At 59.0% G+C, this 15782-nt stretch carries 20 protein-coding genes; 12 read left to right on the top strand and 8 right to left on the bottom strand.

Annotated features, from left to right (window positions below):
* The first annotated feature begins 4 nt into the window (after positions 1-4).
* From ABD928_RS15395 to ABD928_RS05690, 3 genes are all read left to right on the top strand, one after another.
* A complete protein-coding gene (locus ABD928_RS15395) occupies positions 5-262 on the top strand; it encodes a DUF1214 domain-containing protein (protein ID WP_187716060.1) in 258 nt (85 codons plus the stop codon).
* A 1262-nt stretch (positions 263-1524) separates the two neighbouring features.
* The gene (locus tag ABD928_RS05695; protein WP_345166926.1) at positions 1525-1743 is read left to right on the top strand and encodes a type II toxin-antitoxin system HicA family toxin; all 219 of its coding nucleotides are present in this window, start codon (positions 1525-1527) and stop codon (positions 1741-1743) included.
* Entirely contained in the window at positions 1743-1940 is a 198-nt protein-coding gene (locus ABD928_RS05690) for a type II toxin-antitoxin system HicB family antitoxin (RefSeq protein WP_345166923.1), read from the top strand. Before ABD928_RS05695 ends, ABD928_RS05690 begins: the two co-directional genes overlap by 1 nt.
* 495 nt (positions 1941-2435) lie before the next feature.
* On the opposite strand, the gene ABD928_RS05685 is transcribed toward ABD928_RS05690, so the two are convergent.
* The 3 genes from ABD928_RS05685 to ABD928_RS05675 all read right to left on the bottom strand — a co-directional run bounded on the left by ABD928_RS05685 (position 2436) and on the right by ABD928_RS05675 (position 4902).
* Positions 2436-3134, bottom strand: a complete 699-nt coding sequence (locus ABD928_RS05685) for a PEPxxWA-CTERM sorting domain-containing protein (RefSeq protein ID WP_345166920.1) — start codon at positions 3132-3134, stop codon at positions 2436-2438.
* Between the two features lie 60 nt (positions 3135-3194).
* On the bottom strand, positions 3195-3476 hold the full coding sequence (locus tag ABD928_RS15390; protein ID WP_187715995.1) for a UrcA family protein: 282 nt from the start codon (positions 3474-3476) through the stop codon (positions 3195-3197).
* Positions 3477-3663: 187 nt separating this feature from the next.
* Entirely contained in the window at positions 3664-4902 is a 1239-nt protein-coding gene (locus ABD928_RS05675) for an alpha/beta hydrolase (protein WP_345166916.1), read from the bottom strand.
* A 308-nt stretch (positions 4903-5210) separates the two neighbouring features.
* On the opposite strand from ABD928_RS05675, the gene ABD928_RS05670 reads away from it, so the two are divergent.
* Both ABD928_RS05670 and ABD928_RS05665 read left to right on the top strand, forming a co-directional pair.
* Positions 5211-5453 (top strand): DUF6582 domain-containing protein, encoded by a 243-nt coding sequence (locus tag ABD928_RS05670; RefSeq protein ID WP_187715997.1) that lies wholly within the window; start codon positions 5211-5213, stop codon positions 5451-5453.
* Between the two features lie 188 nt (positions 5454-5641).
* The gene (locus ABD928_RS05665; RefSeq protein WP_345166913.1) at positions 5642-6046 is read left to right on the top strand and encodes an SET domain-containing protein; all 405 of its coding nucleotides are present in this window, start codon (positions 5642-5644) and stop codon (positions 6044-6046) included.
* Here the strand turns inward: ABD928_RS05665 and ABD928_RS05660 are convergent.
* Entirely contained in the window at positions 5974-7275 is a 1302-nt protein-coding gene (locus tag ABD928_RS05660) for a phosphoribosylglycinamide synthetase C domain-containing protein (RefSeq protein ID WP_345166910.1), read from the bottom strand. The genes ABD928_RS05665 and ABD928_RS05660 overlap by 73 nt on opposite strands.
* Before the next feature lie 52 nt (positions 7276-7327).
* On the opposite strand from ABD928_RS05660, the gene ABD928_RS05655 reads away from it, so the two are divergent.
* A complete protein-coding gene (locus ABD928_RS05655; RefSeq protein WP_345166907.1) occupies positions 7328-8215 on the top strand; it encodes an iron-containing redox enzyme family protein in 888 nt (295 codons plus the stop codon).
* A gap of 92 nt (positions 8216-8307) precedes the next feature.
* Here ABD928_RS05655 and ABD928_RS05650 read toward each other — a convergent pair whose 3' ends face one another.
* A complete protein-coding gene (locus ABD928_RS05650; protein ID WP_345166904.1) occupies positions 8308-8499 on the bottom strand; it encodes a hypothetical protein in 192 nt (63 codons plus the stop codon).
* On the opposite strand from ABD928_RS05650, the gene ABD928_RS05645 reads away from it, so the two are divergent.
* The 5 genes from ABD928_RS05645 to ABD928_RS05625 all read left to right on the top strand — a co-directional run bounded on the left by ABD928_RS05645 (position 8467) and on the right by ABD928_RS05625 (position 11732).
* Positions 8467-9129 carry a methyltransferase gene (locus tag ABD928_RS05645; RefSeq protein ID WP_345166901.1) on the top strand — a complete coding sequence of 221 codons (663 nt, stop codon included), beginning with the start codon at positions 8467-8469 and terminating at the stop codon, positions 9127-9129. The genes ABD928_RS05650 and ABD928_RS05645 overlap by 33 nt on opposite strands.
* Positions 9130-9783: 654 nt before the next feature.
* Positions 9784-10125: an ArsR/SmtB family transcription factor gene (locus ABD928_RS05640; RefSeq protein ID WP_345166898.1), complete on the top strand. Its 342-nt coding sequence runs from the start codon at positions 9784-9786 to the stop codon at positions 10123-10125.
* A complete protein-coding gene (locus tag ABD928_RS05635; RefSeq protein ID WP_187716061.1) occupies positions 10122-10565 on the top strand; it encodes an ArsI/CadI family heavy metal resistance metalloenzyme in 444 nt (147 codons plus the stop codon). Before ABD928_RS05640 ends, ABD928_RS05635 begins: the two co-directional genes overlap by 4 nt.
* The gene (locus tag ABD928_RS05630) at positions 10562-11065 is read left to right on the top strand and encodes an arsenate reductase ArsC (RefSeq protein WP_187716002.1); all 504 of its coding nucleotides are present in this window, start codon (positions 10562-10564) and stop codon (positions 11063-11065) included. The genes ABD928_RS05635 and ABD928_RS05630 overlap by 4 nt, the downstream gene beginning before the upstream one ends.
* Entirely contained in the window at positions 11055-11732 is a 678-nt protein-coding gene (locus ABD928_RS05625; RefSeq protein WP_345166893.1) for an MIP/aquaporin family protein, read from the top strand. The genes ABD928_RS05630 and ABD928_RS05625 overlap by 11 nt, the downstream gene beginning before the upstream one ends.
* Before the next feature lie 91 nt (positions 11733-11823).
* Here the strand turns inward: ABD928_RS05625 and ABD928_RS05620 are convergent, their stop codons facing one another.
* From ABD928_RS05620 to ABD928_RS05610, 3 genes are all read right to left on the bottom strand, one after another.
* Positions 11824-12897 (bottom strand): sensor histidine kinase, encoded by a 1074-nt coding sequence (locus ABD928_RS05620; RefSeq protein WP_345166890.1) that lies wholly within the window; start codon positions 12895-12897, stop codon positions 11824-11826.
* Positions 12898-13010: 113 nt separating this feature from the next.
* The gene (locus tag ABD928_RS05615) at positions 13011-13436 is read right to left on the bottom strand and encodes a response regulator transcription factor (RefSeq protein ID WP_345166887.1); all 426 of its coding nucleotides are present in this window, start codon (positions 13434-13436) and stop codon (positions 13011-13013) included.
* A 229-nt stretch (positions 13437-13665) separates the two neighbouring features.
* Positions 13666-14670: an LLM class flavin-dependent oxidoreductase gene (locus ABD928_RS05610; protein ID WP_187716005.1), complete on the bottom strand. Its 1005-nt coding sequence runs from the start codon at positions 14668-14670 to the stop codon at positions 13666-13668.
* Between the two features lie 414 nt (positions 14671-15084).
* On the opposite strand from ABD928_RS05610, the gene ABD928_RS05605 reads away from it, so the two are divergent.
* On the top strand, positions 15085-15420 hold the full coding sequence (locus tag ABD928_RS05605) for a hypothetical protein (RefSeq protein ID WP_187716006.1): 336 nt from the start codon (positions 15085-15087) through the stop codon (positions 15418-15420).
* Positions 15421-15782 lie beyond the last annotated feature (362 nt).

Genomic DNA, 15782 nt, shown 5'->3' with positions numbered 1-15782 from the left:
CCGAATATTCATTGTTCGAAAACGGGCGTTCCCTGCTGCAGAAAACAAACCGCAGCCCAGCCTGAGCAGCTTCGGTCAGCCAGAACCGAATGGCGACGGCTCCTACGACATTTACTTCGGGCCAGCCGCACCTATCGGCAAGGAGGAAAACTGGGTCCAGACCGTGCCGGGGAAAGGCTGGTTTACCTACATCCGCCTCTACGGACCTCTGGAGCCCTTCTTCGACCAGACTTGGAGGCCCGACGACATCGCTAAGGCCTGATCCACCGCAGAAGCAAAGCAGCGAGACGGATATTCGCATCATCTCGCTCTACGGCGCAGCGGCCAGCATTTACCTAGTGTCCGCAATGGGTCGAAAGCGGACGCTACTTTACGGCAAGTTTGGGTGGAAAGCTGTCATTAGGCTTTCGGTTTGGAGCCGGCGGGAAAACTTGCTGAGCAGGGGCGAAGATGAACAGCAACGAAGGCCGGTAGAGATATCGATTAGTGAGCGTTACCTCTCAGGAACCAGAGAGGCTTCTAATGTCGTTCTTCATGAATCATCGAGCGCCGTGGACGACCGATCAGATTGGTGAGCTACGACGGTTAGCCAAAGGGGGGCTTCCCGCGCGGGCTATAGCGCGGGAAATGGGTCGTACTTCGGACGCGATCTACCGGGTGGCGGCTGCGAACAAAATCCAGCTTCGTCGGTCCTAGCGACCTCGCTTGCGTCCGCAGCGGGTCGAAACCTGCCACTAGTCTCCTCGTAGTCGCGCCTTCACCGTAAAGGCGGGAGCGGCCCGGTGCCGAGTGTGGGTAAGCCAAACCGCTCCCTCCCCTTGGAGGCGTTGGGGCGCAATTCGCCAAGGGGATGCCTCAAGCTCCGAGCGATCTAGAGACGGCGTACGTAAAGCGCGCTTTACATCAATTGTAAAGCGCCCTCAGGCGGCTTCTAGTGGTCTAACGTCCAACCGTACGTTGAGCGCCTTTAGCACGGGCAGAAGCGTCTCAAGGTTGGGTTCCACTCGCGTCAGCGGAGCATCCGAAGCATCACGTCGCCGGACGACCGAGATCCCTGTCAGAGAATAGCTCGGGCCAGAATGCGTAGGCCAGTTGGCCGACCCCATAGGCCAAAGAGCACGATGCTAGAGTGAAGTGCAGGACGAGCAGGAGGAGGGAATTAGTCGAGAAGACGCCCGCGTAATCCAAGCGCGTTACGCCACATATGGCGAATATGGCCATGAGTAACCAGGGCCAGAGCAACCTCGCTCTCGTCCCTTCCAGCATGTTCCGCAGGCCGAAGCCGGCAAGAATCATTAGATAAGACACGCCAGTGACGAGTTCTAAGCCGCTGCTCGCGCCGTAATGCATCATGCCCGCCTCCGATTGCGATTGTAACGAGGATAAATCATGATCGCGAGGGGGAAACCCGATGACAAACACTGAACGCTGTTTTGCATTCGCCCAAGGAGACTGCCGTGTTTCGCCGCGCGTTAATGGGCGTCGATGAAGCGCCCGTCCCGTTCGATGTCGCAACTGGCTTCAATGAAGCGCAACCCACGAGGGGACTGGACAATTCATGACGTCGTTTCCCTATGCCAGAGTTTCGGCATCAAGGGTGATCTACCGTCAAACGGATCGAACTATGTCGTGTGGCATCCGGAGATCGATGGGCAGCTGACTATCCCCGCGAAACGCCCGATCAAGCCCATCTACATCCAGCTGCTGGTGTCGCTGGTTGAAGGCGCAATAAAGCTGGAATGATGATCGAAGGCCGTCTTGTCGAAGTGAGCAAGCTCAGCGAGCAGCTGGGTGGCGGCTTTGTCGCTTTCGCGCCGGCCTTGAAGGGATGTGTCGCCGATGGCGAAAGCCGTGCGATCGCTCTTCTCAACCTCGAGGATGCGATCGGCTGCTGGCTGGAGGCGGCGCGGGCCAGAGAGCGGGAAGAGGCTCAAGATTAACAGCCTGGTTGTTCGACGACGATCTTCTCGGCCGTGTTCTTGATCCTGCTGGGCTGGTTTCAGGGCAAATGGGGATGGAAGCGGAATGGCTTACCGAAACAGTCGCGGCCGATTTGGGTCGAATACGGTCGCGGGCGACGATGGACCACACATCAGATGCCATCCTAAGCACATACTTTCGGTTCTACGAGAGATTGCCGGACGCGGTGCCGCGGTAGACGCTGATATGCTTATCGGCGCGGAACTTTGCATTACCGGCTGGGACAGCATCGACCTTCTTGAACGGCTGGAAGGGGACTACAGCATCGAGCTGCGTCCATTTGCTGATGCGCGGTCGACGACACGGCAGGGTTGGTTTCGAACTCTGACTATTGGCGGTGATGCGACCGCTCGGGAGCTTGCCGACCACATAGTCTCGCTGCTTGGGGAACGTTCCTAGGGGTACGAATGGGTCGAAGACGGTCGCGGCAGGTGTGGGTGGAGAAGTGCCGCTAGTTAGCTCAGGGCTCTCCCACCGACCCGCCGAACGCTGCCCATCTTACGCATGGCGCCACCGACAATACCAAATCCCAGAAGCATCGTCAGCCAGGTCGCGGGTTCTGGAACAGCCGAGGCCCTGATATTTCCGGAGCCGGAGAGTAGATCAGCGACTTCGGAATTGAGACCGTCAGCGGCTGGATTGACCCTGACCCGAGACCACAAGCTGAACGTGTAGTCGCTGGCGGCAAACCCGGTCGAAGGCAGCATCGAGGAAAGAACGGATCCAGAAAGCTCGTTTCCAAGTACTGCCGTAGCTCCAACGAGGTTAGCGATCGATGGCGGCCCCGCTTGAGGGAACGTTACCACTCTCAGGGTGCCGTCTGGAAACATCACAACGACAGCATCCCAGAGCAGCGATGCGCCGTCCGGAGGCGCCAGCCCAGGTCGCGAGACGCCGCTCCCACGATTGATAGCCCACACAAAAAGCGAATTAGGCGTCGTGCCAACCTGACCGGCTGTTGTGACGTCGAAAATAAAGTTCGATCCGTCGAAATTCACATTCGCGCCGATCAAGTCGAGATCGCTGCTGGAGGGTCCCGTGTAGCTAGCTAGGAAGTCCCCCGTTCCGTCGGCAATCTCGGTTGCAGCCGCGGCCGAGGCGCCGAGTGAAATGAGCGCTCCGCAAGCCGCGAAATGCCATACTGATGCTCGCATTTTATTGCTCCTTGGATCGGATGGTCGTTGAATCGAGTGGATGGCGGGGGCCTGCGTCGGCTACCTGGCTAGGACCAGGATTGACGAACTGGGGAAAGTCGCGGGATGGAGCGTTCGCAGCTCTTTGAGTTGCGCCACGGCATCGTCGAGTGCTCCAGAATAGCAAGCGTGCCAGTACAACTGGATCGCATCATTCCGGAGCTCGGCCTTGCAGACCTGTCGGGCAGATCTCTTCAGCTTCAGGTGAAGGCTCTCAACCGCAAGATCGGTCGCCAGATCCGCAGGAGCTACCTGAATCCTGATGGAGGGGACCTTTCCCGTCGAAGCTGCCTGCGCCGGCATGCTCAGCACATTTGCAACTAAGCAGGTCGTTGCAGCCCGCAGTAGAAATCCCCGCACAGAAAACTCCCGCAACGATCCGCTTCTTCGCGGCTCTCAGGATCACAAAAGCGCCTTGGCGCTGCGCGGAGGAAAAGCCGATTTTTTGCCGATGATTTGCCGATCTGCGGGGTAATTCAGGCGATTAAATTCATTGGAGAAATCGTCGAAGCTCGGCCTGGATTTGTTTCCAGGCTACATCTTCGGGCTGAGGCAGGTGATTTCGCCCGTCCAGAATAACAAATTCGGCGCCGGGTATCTTGGAAGCAATGAACCGCCCGCGCTCAAGTGAAATTAGCTGATCGCGGTTGCAGTGCATGACGAGTGTCGGAGATCGAACCTTGGTTAGCAGATCGGCAACATCGACATCACCAAACATCTGCAGGATGCGGTAGGCGGACTCAGGTGCCGCACTGACTTTCTGGAAGTCGTTCCAACTCGCCCATTGTTCACCTGTCCCGTCTGGAAGAAATTGGCTGGTGTAGACTTGCCGGAGCGCAGGACTGTCTTTGCCCCATCCTGCGCGGATCAGCGTGCACATGGCTTCCCAGCTGTCGACATGATCGGGGTCGGGAGAGTGACGCCATCCCGACGAGAAACCGTTGATTAAAACGAGTCTCCTGACCCGCTGCGGATGGCGAGCAGCGAACGCAACCGCGAGAAGTGTGCCCTGCGAGATGGCGAGGAGGTCGAAACACTCTAGACCAGCCGTATTGACGACGGTGACCATGTCTTCCAGCAACCTATCGAAGTTCAAATTCGATATGCATCGGTCGGACATGCCGGTCCCGCGCTGATCATAGCGAAGAAGCGTGCTGCGGCTCGACAACTCGGCAACCCAATGGCGCCACAACGGATTCTCGATCTCTTGTTCGAGATGACCGTGCCAGTTGGGGGTCTTGACCAACGGATAGCCTTCGCCAAGTCGGCTGTAGGCTAGGGTAACGGCATCACTGGTGCGGCAGAACTCGATTTTCTGATGCTCGCGTAGACGATCGACCAGTTCGCGTTGGTTTGAATTTGCTGGCCCGAATGCTCTTCCGAACTCGCCATGCAAACGGTAGCCCACACTCCGAATGGTTTGGACTGAGAACTCGCCCTGGCAAAATTCACTACCCACACGCCGAATCTGCGCGATCACGCGGTTAATCGCGTCATCGGTGACGATCCGTCCGCCCCAACATTGGTCGATCAAATCGTCCCGGCTAACGACCTCGCCGTGTGCACGCCCCAAGACAACCAGCACCTGCATGGCTCGGGGCTCGACGACTTTGCTCTGATCGCCGCACCGGACGTGACGCGTGGAGGGAAGAATTTCAGCTCGTCCGAGTTTGAAGCTCGCTTCATGTGCGAGGTCGACCCCGCCGCTGAATGATCGACGTGCGTCCAAGTCCTTTTCTCCGATACCCGCGGTGCGATCTTACCCTCGGCAACGGCGATAAATCAAAAACAGCCGCGGCGGGGTGTGTCGAGGGTCGTCGCGTCCGCCCAAATCGGCTCCATGGCATGCGCTCGGCGCCTGGACTTCGAGAACCGAGGCTAGCGGCAGGTTTGGGTCGAAATCGGTCGCGGCGGGAATGGGTGGGAAACGGACACAAGGCCTGATGGCGGATTGGGGCAGGGCAGGGGCTCTTGATGGCGAACTTCAATCAGAGCTGTGCGTTTGCCTGATCTTGCAGACCAATAGGAGATGTAGCCGTGGCCAAACTCAGCGCCGATGAACGTAAGAAGTTGGACAAGAGCGCGTTCGCCTTTCCGAAAGAGGAAAAGGAGCCGCTCGAAAATGCGAGCCACGTCCGCAACGCCATCGCACGCTTCAAGCAGGTCAAAGGTGTCAGCGACAGCGAGCGCGATGCCGCCTGGAAGAGGATCAAAAGCGCAGCCAAGAAATTCAATGTCGAGGTGACGGAGAAGAGTTGGCGGGACATCGGCAAAGATTGAGGCGCCGGCCTCGCTGCCCGTTTCATGTCCGCACTGGGTCGAAAGCAGACGCCCAGGCGATTTAAGCGGCGGGAATAGCTGGAAAGCGGACGCCAGCAGTCCAGCGTCGCTGACGGGGCATGTAGCACGGCCATTCGCGCGTCTACCCGTTACGACTGGCAAGTTCATGGGAGTTGCGTACGATGATGATGGTTAGAACAGAGCTCAGAGCCAGTCCCATCCACGGAATAGGCGTCTTTCTTTCCGAGCACGTTCGAAAGGGGCAGCTTATCTGGCGGTTCGATAGTCGCATCGATCAAGTCTTCTCCGATGCCGAGCTGAGCGAATTACCGACCATTCTCCATGAGTTTCTGCGGACCTATTCCACGCTGCACGGCGACCTGCGGATTTGGGTGCTGTGCGGGGACAATGGTCGGCACTTCAACCACTCTGACTACCCGAACACGACGTCCCTCGGGATTGCATTCGGCGATGACGTCGCGGCGGAGGATCTTCCGGCCGGAACCGAACTGACCAGCGATTATCGGACGATCTGCGACGCCATGAGGCTCGAAGGAACGGATTTCATCCAGCCCCAATCGGCCAATTGCTGAAGCTGCCAACGGGCAAGCTTATTGCCGATATCCTGCCGGTAACGCATGTTGGGGGTGACAACCTTGCGGACGCGGTCATAGGCAGCGCGCTGCGCCTGATCGACGGTTGAGCCTGTGCCGGTCACGACCGCCGTCCATCCATAGAGTCCCGACGTCACCAATTGCTCCTTATCGATACCAGCTTCTCCTAGATGCAGGTGCTCATCGTCCAAATCATCGACCACGATCGGCAACCCAATCGCAGAATCGACTTCTGCACGCGACAGCGGAAACGGCGGCGTACTGATCACGACGCCCACTGAAAATCCTGGCCTCGTCGGGAGGCAGCTCAACGAGCGGTTGCACAATCCGTGAAGCAGATCGCCCCAGTTAATGCCTTGCAGAGGTTCGAGCACTGCAAAACCAGGATAGCCGAAGCGACACGTGAACTCGAGCGGCCATATTCCTTGCTCATTGATGATGAGGTTCAGGTTCACCCAGCCCACGTGGCTCGCACTACGCAGTCCGCTTTCGAGCTTTGCCAGCGTCGCGTTGAAGATCGCATCGGACCACTCGAAGGTTGCGACCGTGCCCATTTCGCCCGTCAGTTCGCCGAGATCGCCCGGAAAGAAATGCTTGTGCTCCCAGTCGAGACAAGCTGGCCGAAGGAAATTAGTGCCGTTGAAGAAAGCCCCGACGCCTACCTCAATACCTTCAACATAATCCATCAGGATGAACGGGGCGACGGGTGGCTTCACGCGAAGCAAGGCGCTTACGTCTCGACCGTCGGGAAGCACGCCGACAAAAGTGTCTCCGGCCGATGCGCTCATCTTCAAAACGCAGCGTCGGGGGCGTATCGCCAAATCCGAGAAAGCTTCTTCGGCGTCGGCGAACTCGGTCGTGCTTGCCGTATTCAATCCGAGTTCAGCGAGCTGCCGCTGGGCAGCGGCACGGTCGTTCTCCAGGCGGTCGCCGAAAGCGCTGCCGCCTACAACATTAAATCCCGCGCCGCGGAGTTTATCCTGAAGTTCGCCGAAGCCGATCGCTTCGAAGACGATGATCCCGTCGTCCCCGGCTTCGCGAATCCAGCCCAGCTCTGAACGCCAATCCGATGACCTGGGCACCAGTCCCGCCATGGTTCCACTGGCGAGGGGATTGCTGATGGAAGCACGGACCTGATGACCTTCGGCAAGCAGCCGCCGATACATGGAGCCGAGGTCACAGGTTTCGGTGATACCAAGTACGCGCACTATCATATGCTAGCGCACGGAACTGACTGATACGCAACGATGTTTTGGCGCCATGGCAAGCGTCTTCAAGTGGCGTGGTGAAGAGGCCGGCGTCTTCACTGATAATGTGCAGCAACGGCTTGCGCATTGGAACCGGCATCGGCTTGCGCCGAGGCTTCCGGACAACGATTGGGAATCCGCATTCGCCTCCGATCATGAAACACTCGTCCTTGAGAGCGCGCTCTTGAGTATGCTTCGTAAAGAGGTCGCTGCAACCGCCGCGATCGCTCCAAACGATGCGGACGGCTTTGTCCGCTGGTTCGAGGCACTGAAGGAAGTTGGCCCGGGCCAAGGCGATCCTCTGTTCCCTTGGCTCGAGAAGACGGCGACACTGGACGAGATGCGCTGGTACCTGCTCCAAGAGGCGGCAGGCGAAGCAGGCTTCGATGATCTTACGGCTCTGACCCAGATCCGATTGCCGACGCGTATCAAGCTGGAGCTCGCCCGCAACTACTGGGACGAAATGGGTCGCGGCAACGAGAAGGGCATGCACGGGCCGATGCTTGAGCGGCTGAGCGTCGCCCTCGGCATTCGCCCGACGATCGAGCAGACCGTCTGGGAGAGCCTCGCGCTCGCGAACGCAATGACCGCCATGGCCACGCGCCGCGACTTCGCATGGCATGCACTGGGAGCTCTTGGCGTGATCGAACTCACTGCCCCGGACCGATCGGCTGCGGTCGCTTCGGGGCTGCGCCGGCTCGGGATCGCTCCCAAAACGCGGACATATTTCGACCTTCACGCCACGCTCGATGTGAAGCACAGCCTGGCGTGGAACGCCGAAGCGATCGGGCCGGCGGTAGCCGAGGACCCGGCGCGTGCTCGGGCGATTGCCGAAGGCGCACTCATCCGCCTGACCTGTGGCGCGCGATGCTTCGACCGTTATCGTAGCGAACTGTGGTGAAGGCTGACGCAGCGCTCGTCGAGCTGTTGCACTTCCTTCGACTATACGAATACCGATTCACGACGGTGACACCGACAACCCATTCGCGGGTGCTAGCGCGAGGAGAAGTTTCCGATACCGGTCTTCGTGACATTTTCGGATGGAACAGGCCCTTTTCGAGCGACCAGATCGAGCCTGTTCTGCTCGGGCTGCTCGGTCGGGCAGGTGCCATCTCTACCGGTGAGAATGACAAGTTCATCAGTCGCGTTCGCGTGGCGAGCCTGGGCGACGATCTGCTCGTTCATTCTGGCTTTCCTACGAACGATCGCGACGCCGTCTTCTTTGGTCCGGATAGCTATCGGTTCGTGAACTTCGTTAAACGGGAGGTGCCGAGCCTTTCGAACGTGCGGAGCATCGTGGACATGGGTGCGGGCAATGGCGCAGGGGGCATTGCCGTGGCCCGACTGCTCGACGGCGCCAGGATCACGCTCGTTGACGTCAATGCTGTCGCACTCGCGATGGCGGCCACGAATGCTGCGGCGGCCGGCGTTGACGCGAATCTGTTGGAAGCGGATTGCATTCCTGACAACGTGGACCTTGTCATGGCCAATCCGCCGTACATCGTCGACGACAAACGGCGCCAATACCGGCACGGCGGTGAGATGTTCGGAGGAGCTGTCGCGCTGGGTTGGGTGCGCCAGGCGCTCGAGAAGCTGTCGCCCGCGGGAGTGATGTTGCTGTACACCGGCGTCGCTTTTGTGGATGGGCGATCTCCGTTGCTTGCGGAAATTGCACAAGAATGCAGGGCAGCGAGGGCCGACGTGACGCTCACTGAACTGGACCCCGATGTTTTCGGGGAGGAGTTAACGAAGGAGCCCTACCGAGAAGTTGAGCGGATTGCCGCGTTCGGGATCAAAATCATTCGGTCAGCTTAGTCCGTTTGGGCTAGGAACAGTTTGCTCGACTAGGCGGGTACTCTCAGACGCGGTCCGCGGATGAACTCGCCCGTATCTTTGCGAGGCTTCAAATGCCCGTAAGGTTTCCCGAGGGCGCGCCGAACCTTGAGGCCAGCCACAACTAGCGCGAGAACTAGAAAGGGCACCAGCGGCCCCAGAGACACGACCAAGAGAGTGACGAGAGAAACGCCGAGTAGCGTGATAGCTATTTGCCAGCGCCTCAAGCGAAGCATTCCAAGCCCAGGCGCGAGTATGTTGAGCAATACGATGCCCAATCTGGAAGCTACGCCGCGCTTTGTTTCCATACTTGCTCCCGACAGCATCCTAACGTCGGCGCAAAAGGAGCATCGCAACGACAGTGACGCAAGAGCAGGGCCAGAATTGTCCGCATTAGGGCGAAAGCTGCCACTAGCGCTCTAGCGGCGGGAATGTGGACAGCTGCCATAACGTCATTTCGATTGTATTCGAAATATAATTGACTGGACATCGTGATTCTGTCATTTCGAGTTTCATCGAAAGGACGGCTCATGGCTGCTCTATCCAGTCTTCTCCGCTCCCTGCTGACCGCGATCACCGCGCTCCCGCCGGTTCCGTGCTGCGCCTCCGCCATCAACTGGGCGAGCTTCCGCTAAGATGCGCGCGGAAAACGCTGTCGAGGCGCTCGCCGCGCTCGCGCAGGAACATCGGCTCGCTCTGTTCCGCTTGCTCGTCCAGGCCGGAGACAAGGGCATGGCGGCGGGCGCGATCGCCGATGCACTTGGCGTCCCAAACAGCTCGCTGTCGTTCCATCTCGCGCAGCTCCGGAATGCCGGACTGATCCTGCAGGAGCGGCAGCACCGCTCGCTCATCTACCGCGCCAACTATCCGGCGATGAACAAGCTCGTCGGGTATCTCATGGAAAACTGCTGTGCCGGTGCCGACTGCGGCGCGGATACAGCCTGCGAAATTCCCGCCCAGGAAAGGAAATCCGCTTGAAGCGCCTGCACGTCCACGTCGGGGTCGAGAACCTCGCCCACTCCATGAACTTCTACTCGACGTTGTTCGGATCCGAACCGACCGTCGTGAAGGACGATTACGCCAAGTGGATGCTCGAAGATCCGCGCGTTAACTTCGCCATCTCCGCGGGCAATCATGCTCGCAAGGGCATCGAGCATCTCGGCATCCAGGTAGAAAGCCCAGACGAACTCTCCGAAGTCTACGGACGCCTGAAGGCCGCCGACCGGCCAGTCCTCGAAGAAGGCCAGACGACCTGTTGCTACGCCAAGTCCGAGAAAAGCTGGATCAGCGATCCGGACGGCGTCGTCTGGGAAGCCTTTTTCACCAACGGGGAAGCGACGACCTACGGCGACAGCCCCGCGCTCGACACGCTGAGGCCTTGCGAAGCTAAGTGCTGCGCACCGAGGGCAGCGGCATGACCCGTCCCTACAACGTGCTGTTCCTGTGCACCGGGAACTCCGCCCGCTCGATCCTCGCCGAAGCGATCCTCAACAAGGACGGCGCAGGACGCTTCAACGCCTTTTCGGCCGGCAGCTTTCCCAAGGGCCAGGTCCATGCCGAGGCGCTCAAGCTCCTGGACGAACTCGGCTATCCGTCGGAGGGCTTCCGCTCGAAAAGCTGGGACGAGTTCGCCGCCGATGGCGCACCGCTGCTCGATTTCGTCTTCACCGTTTGCGACAATGCAGCGGGCGAAACCTGTCCATTCTGGCCGGGCCAGCCGATGACGGCGCATTGGGGCATCGAAGACCCAGCCGCAGTCCAGGGCGAGCGCCAGCCGCAAGCCTTCCGCAATGCCTACTATGCGCTGCAAAGACGGATCGGGTTGTTCCTGTCGTTGCCCTTCGAAAGCAGCGACGAACTGAGCCTTCAGACGAGGCTGCGGGAGATAGGGCGAACCGGCGACCAGGATGCCGCCTGACGCTCCGCCGCTCGGGCGGCGCATTGCGGCGGAAGGTATAGGCTCGTTCCTCCTGTTCGCGTGCGTGATCGGTTCGGGCATCATGGCCGCGAACCTATCCGGCGGAAACGACGCAATCGCCTTGCTCGGAAACACGCTTGCAACCGGCGCGATTTTATTCGTGCTGATCACCATGCTTGGGCCGATTTCCGGAGCGCATATGAACCCGGCGGTCAGCCTAGTCGCCGCTTCGCGGGGCGATCTGCGGTGGACCGATGCAGGAGCCTACATTCTCGCGCAAATGGCGTTCGGAATCCTTGGCGCCTGGGCGGCGCATTTGATGTTCGATCTTCCGACGCTCCAGCTGTCGGTGAAGGCCCGAACCGGCCTCGGCCAATGGACCGGCGAGGCGGTAGCCACCTTCGGCTTGATCTTGACCATTCTCGGCACCGTGAAGCACCGCCCGCAGTGGGTCCCCGCCACCGTCGCGCTCTACATCACCGCGGCTTACTGGTTCACTTCGTCAACTAGCTTTGCGAATCCCGCGATTACCGTCGCTCGAAGCCTGTCCGATACGTTTGCCGGAATTGCTCCTGCCGATGTTCCGCTGTTCATCGTTGCTCAGCTGATTGGAGCGATGGCGGCTGCATTGACTGCGAAGTGGCTCTTCTCTGACAGGGCGGCCTAGTGGCGGGAATGGGTCGAATGCCGCCACTAACCTAATGGCAGCAATGGGTCGAAAGCTGCCACTACGTCAGCTAACTTATGGCGGGGGAGCCTCAGGCCGCGTGTGTGACTCGTGATTCAAACGTGGCCTTAGTGACCGTGACGGCTAGTCCCCCCATGGATGACGTTTCAGATACCTGAGCGTTCAGCTGTTTCGCTAACGCAGCCACTAACGCCGTGCCAAGCCCGGTTGATGCACTTGGTTCGTTTGTCTCGCTTCTCCCGATACCGTTGTCCGCCACAGTGAGCTTCCAATCCGACTTTGCCATCTCGAAGGTCACTCGGATTCGGGCGGACGAATTGGGCAAAGGAAATGCATATTTGACTGCATTGATGATCAGTTCGGTGACAATCAAGCCGATGCTTACCGCGTGGCTCGTTTGGAGCACGCCAGGGTCAGCACGGACAGTGATGTCGATGTCCTGACGGGGGTCCACCATGGACGCGGCAAGGCCCGAGCTGAGCTTCGCAAGGTATGGACCAATCTCAATTTGCTCGATGCCATCAGACGCATGCAAGTGGCCCTGCACCGCCGCCACGGACATTACCCTCTGATGGGCAGCACGGAGCTCATTCTTGGTTTCTTCTGAGGTCACTGCTCCGGCCTTCAACAGCAAGATGCTGGCAATGATCTGCAAGCTGTTTGCAATGCGGTGCCGCATCTCGCGAAGAAGAGTCCGTTGCTGCTCTAACAGCTCCTCCGTATGCTCCAGTAGTTTCTGTTTCTCCTGTTCGGCGATCCGACGTTCGGTGATGTCCTTGATCGCCACCAGTACCATCCTGCCCGACCCGTCGCCGTCACGGATCGGAAGAGCATTTAGACATAAGGTTCGCCGCCCGACCTTGCCGAAATCGCGCTCGAACTCGAAGCTTTCGATAGTCCCGCGATCGTCGACAACCGCGGCTAGCAGCTGTCGCAGGCCCGGTATGTCCCATGCGCCACCCGAAAGCTCGAACAACGAATTGCCGTGCACAGCGGCCGGAACCTCGCCGAAGACCTCGTAGAAGCAACGACTAGCCGCGAGAAGACGCAACGTGTCATCCAAGACCAGGAAGGGTTCGGGCAGAGTGTCGACGATTGCCAGCGCCAAGGCTTGCGCTTGCTCCCTATCGTCTAACTCTTTCATCTTGGTAGCTCCAATCGGGCGGGAGCTTCGCATCTCTCTGTTGCCGGCACGCGATTCGCCTGTCCGGTAATGAGATGGTTATACTCTACTTGGGATAACGATCCCACTACCGATTAGTTCGCTGCCGGCGGAGGATCACATGGAATGCTGGACGCGGCTCGGTTGGCATCTGCGGTAGTAATCAGGGCTGAGATTGCTGCCAACAACTGTGCCGGAGCGTACGGCTTTTGCACAAGTTGGCTGTTCGGAACTCCGTGTGTGGGCCACTCTCCGGCACTCAACGCAGTCATGTACACGATCGGAATGTCAGCCTGATGCTCCCGCGCATATCTGGCGACTTCCCAGCCATCGGGGCCACCACCCAGGCCAATGTCGGTGATCAGTCCCGCGAACCCCGCCCCCGGTGCGTCGAGCGCGTCCAGAGCCTCGGCACCGGTCATGGCTACTCTAACGGCATAACCACCCAGCTCGAGGGCATCCTCGGCAACCATGACAACCAGTGCGTCATCTTCGACCAGCAGCAACACAGGCTCTTCCAAGTTTGCCCCCCGCAGCCGCGGCGGCGATGCCGCACTGTGTTTTCTGACAGAGACTGAACAAGACGGGGAGCAATGAGTTCCGGAAGGTGACCACGCGTGAAATGGTCGGCGTGATTGGGCTCAACGTCAAAACCTTCCGACCTAGTTCAAACGTCTCTTTAAGCACGGGATCTCGTCGTTGAAGAAGCTGCCACGGCAGTTTGAGCGGGAAACTTCCCGCATACCGAGGTTAGCCCGTTGTTGGGGTCTCGGACGTTTGCTGCACGGCTGTCATGAGCAGTTCGTATGATTTGAGACGTGCTTCGTGATCGAACACCTGAGAGGTTACCATGAGCTCGTCGGGCTTGGTGCGATCGACGAACTGTTGAAGCTGGTGGCGCGCCGTCTCTCGGCTGCCGATTGCGGATACAGACAGGATTGACCGGAGAAGCGCACGGCCTTCGAGCGGAAGCTCTTCGAGGTAGCCTGCCTTTGGGGGTGGAAGCTGGATCGGACGTCCGGTTCGAAGCGCGACAAACGCCTGCTGTACCGAGGTGGCTAGCCGCTTTGCTTCCTCGTCAGTGTCCGCAACGATCGCGTTGAAGCCCAGCATGACGTACGGCTTCGCAAGTTGTTCAGATGGCTTGAACCGCTCTCGGTAGACCGAGACGGCTTCCATCATCATTTGCGGCGCGAAGTGAGACGCAAAGGCATAGGGAAGCCCCAGCATCGCCGCTAACTGAGCCCCGAACAGGCTAGATCCGAGTATCCAAAGCGGAATGTTGAGCCCCTCGCCCGGAACGGCACGCACCCCGCCACTTTCACCGCGGAAGTACTCTTGAAGCTCGACGACGTCTCGCGGGAACTGGTTTTCGTCGGACGCGAGATTGCGTCGGAGAGCGTGAGCCGCGGCTTGGTCTGTTCCGGGAGCACGCCCCAATCCAAGATCGATCCTGCCGGGGTATAGAGACTCAAGTGTTCCGAACTGCTCAGCGACGGTCAGCGGGGCATGATTTGGGAGCATGATGCCTCCCGCACCGATGCGAATGTTGGAGGTCTGCGAACCGACATAAGCAAGCACAACGGCCGTGGCGGCACTGGCAATACCGGGCATTGAATGGTGCTCGGCCATCCAGAAGCGCCTGTAACCCAACCGCTCCGCAAGCTGTGCAAGCCCTGCGGAATTGCGAAAAGCTTGGCCAGCAGTTGCTCCCTCTACAATGGGTGCGAGATCTAGAACGGACAAAGGGATCATTCGCACGAGATGGTCGTCCGAGTGACGAGATCAACCCGTACCGTCTGAAGTACATGCTCCCGATCAGCTGTGATCCAAGTCGCATTGACGTCAAAGCGCACAAAACGAGGAATCTGCCGATGTCGAAGGTGGGTCGCGACTTATGTCTGCTTTGAGCGGAAAGCGGACACTATGAGCTCGCGATCAAGTGGGCTTCACCGGTCTGCGGTCCAACTGTTCTTTCTCGACGGCAGGTGAACGCGATCCTCACGGGGCATTCACTTGAAGGGGCGCTCTGTCTCTCATCGGCTTCGGAACTTCCGAGCCAATCTCACCGAGGGTACCTCCAGATCAGTGACAAATGTTTAGGGAATTGCGCCTTGGCACAATGAAGGGAGAAACGCGTTGGAGTCTCACTTCGTCATGAGGTGCTGAATGCGTCCGCTACTTGCTGCTATCATTGTTTTTGCCGCGGCCGCTTGCCAACGCACAGCTGAGCAGCGGGCTGCAGACGAGTTACGGAACGATGCCCAACAAGAAGGCGCGTCAGTCGAGAAACGGGCGGCTAGCGAAGCAGATCGACTAGAGCAGCAAGCCTCTGATCTGGGGAACGAAGCAAATCAGGCGGGTGGCATGACCGGGAAGCGTTTGAATGTACGAGCGCAGGCCTTGAATGATGAAGCCAAGATCGTCCGGAAGCAGGCGGATATGAAAGCTGATGCGATCAAAGAAAGCGCAGATGCGAGAATAAAGGCGTCAAAAAGCCGTTGAGAAGTCCTTGGCTCAGTCGGTGCCGGACGAAGGAAGCAATTCCGAACCAATGCAAATGCTACACTCGGCCGTGAATGGAAGGTCTTACGCGTGGGGACGAGCCGTCCATTGCGTATCGAGTCAGCCCCGAAGAAGGCGCCGTCCAACTCTTCAAGCTTCTTGCCGAAACTTCTGTCGACCGAAAACTCAGCAGCCGGCCCGTCAGCCTCGCCCCGTGGTTATCGTTGAAGAGATGAAAATGGACCTCGGCATTTCATCCGAGCGCAGCGATTTGATTTCTGTTCCGCCCCAAACGTGCGGCCAGCTAGCGTAGTCGGACGTGTAGTGTCCGCTCTAGGTCGACAGCGGACGCTACTCGAATG

The organism is Sphingomonas daechungensis, assembly GCF_039543105.1.
Classification (GTDB): Bacteria; Pseudomonadota; Alphaproteobacteria; order Sphingomonadales; family Sphingomonadaceae; genus Sphingomicrobium; species Sphingomicrobium daechungense.
Note: the sequence above shows the minus strand (reverse complement) of the source record. Positions and strands in the feature narration are given on the sequence as shown.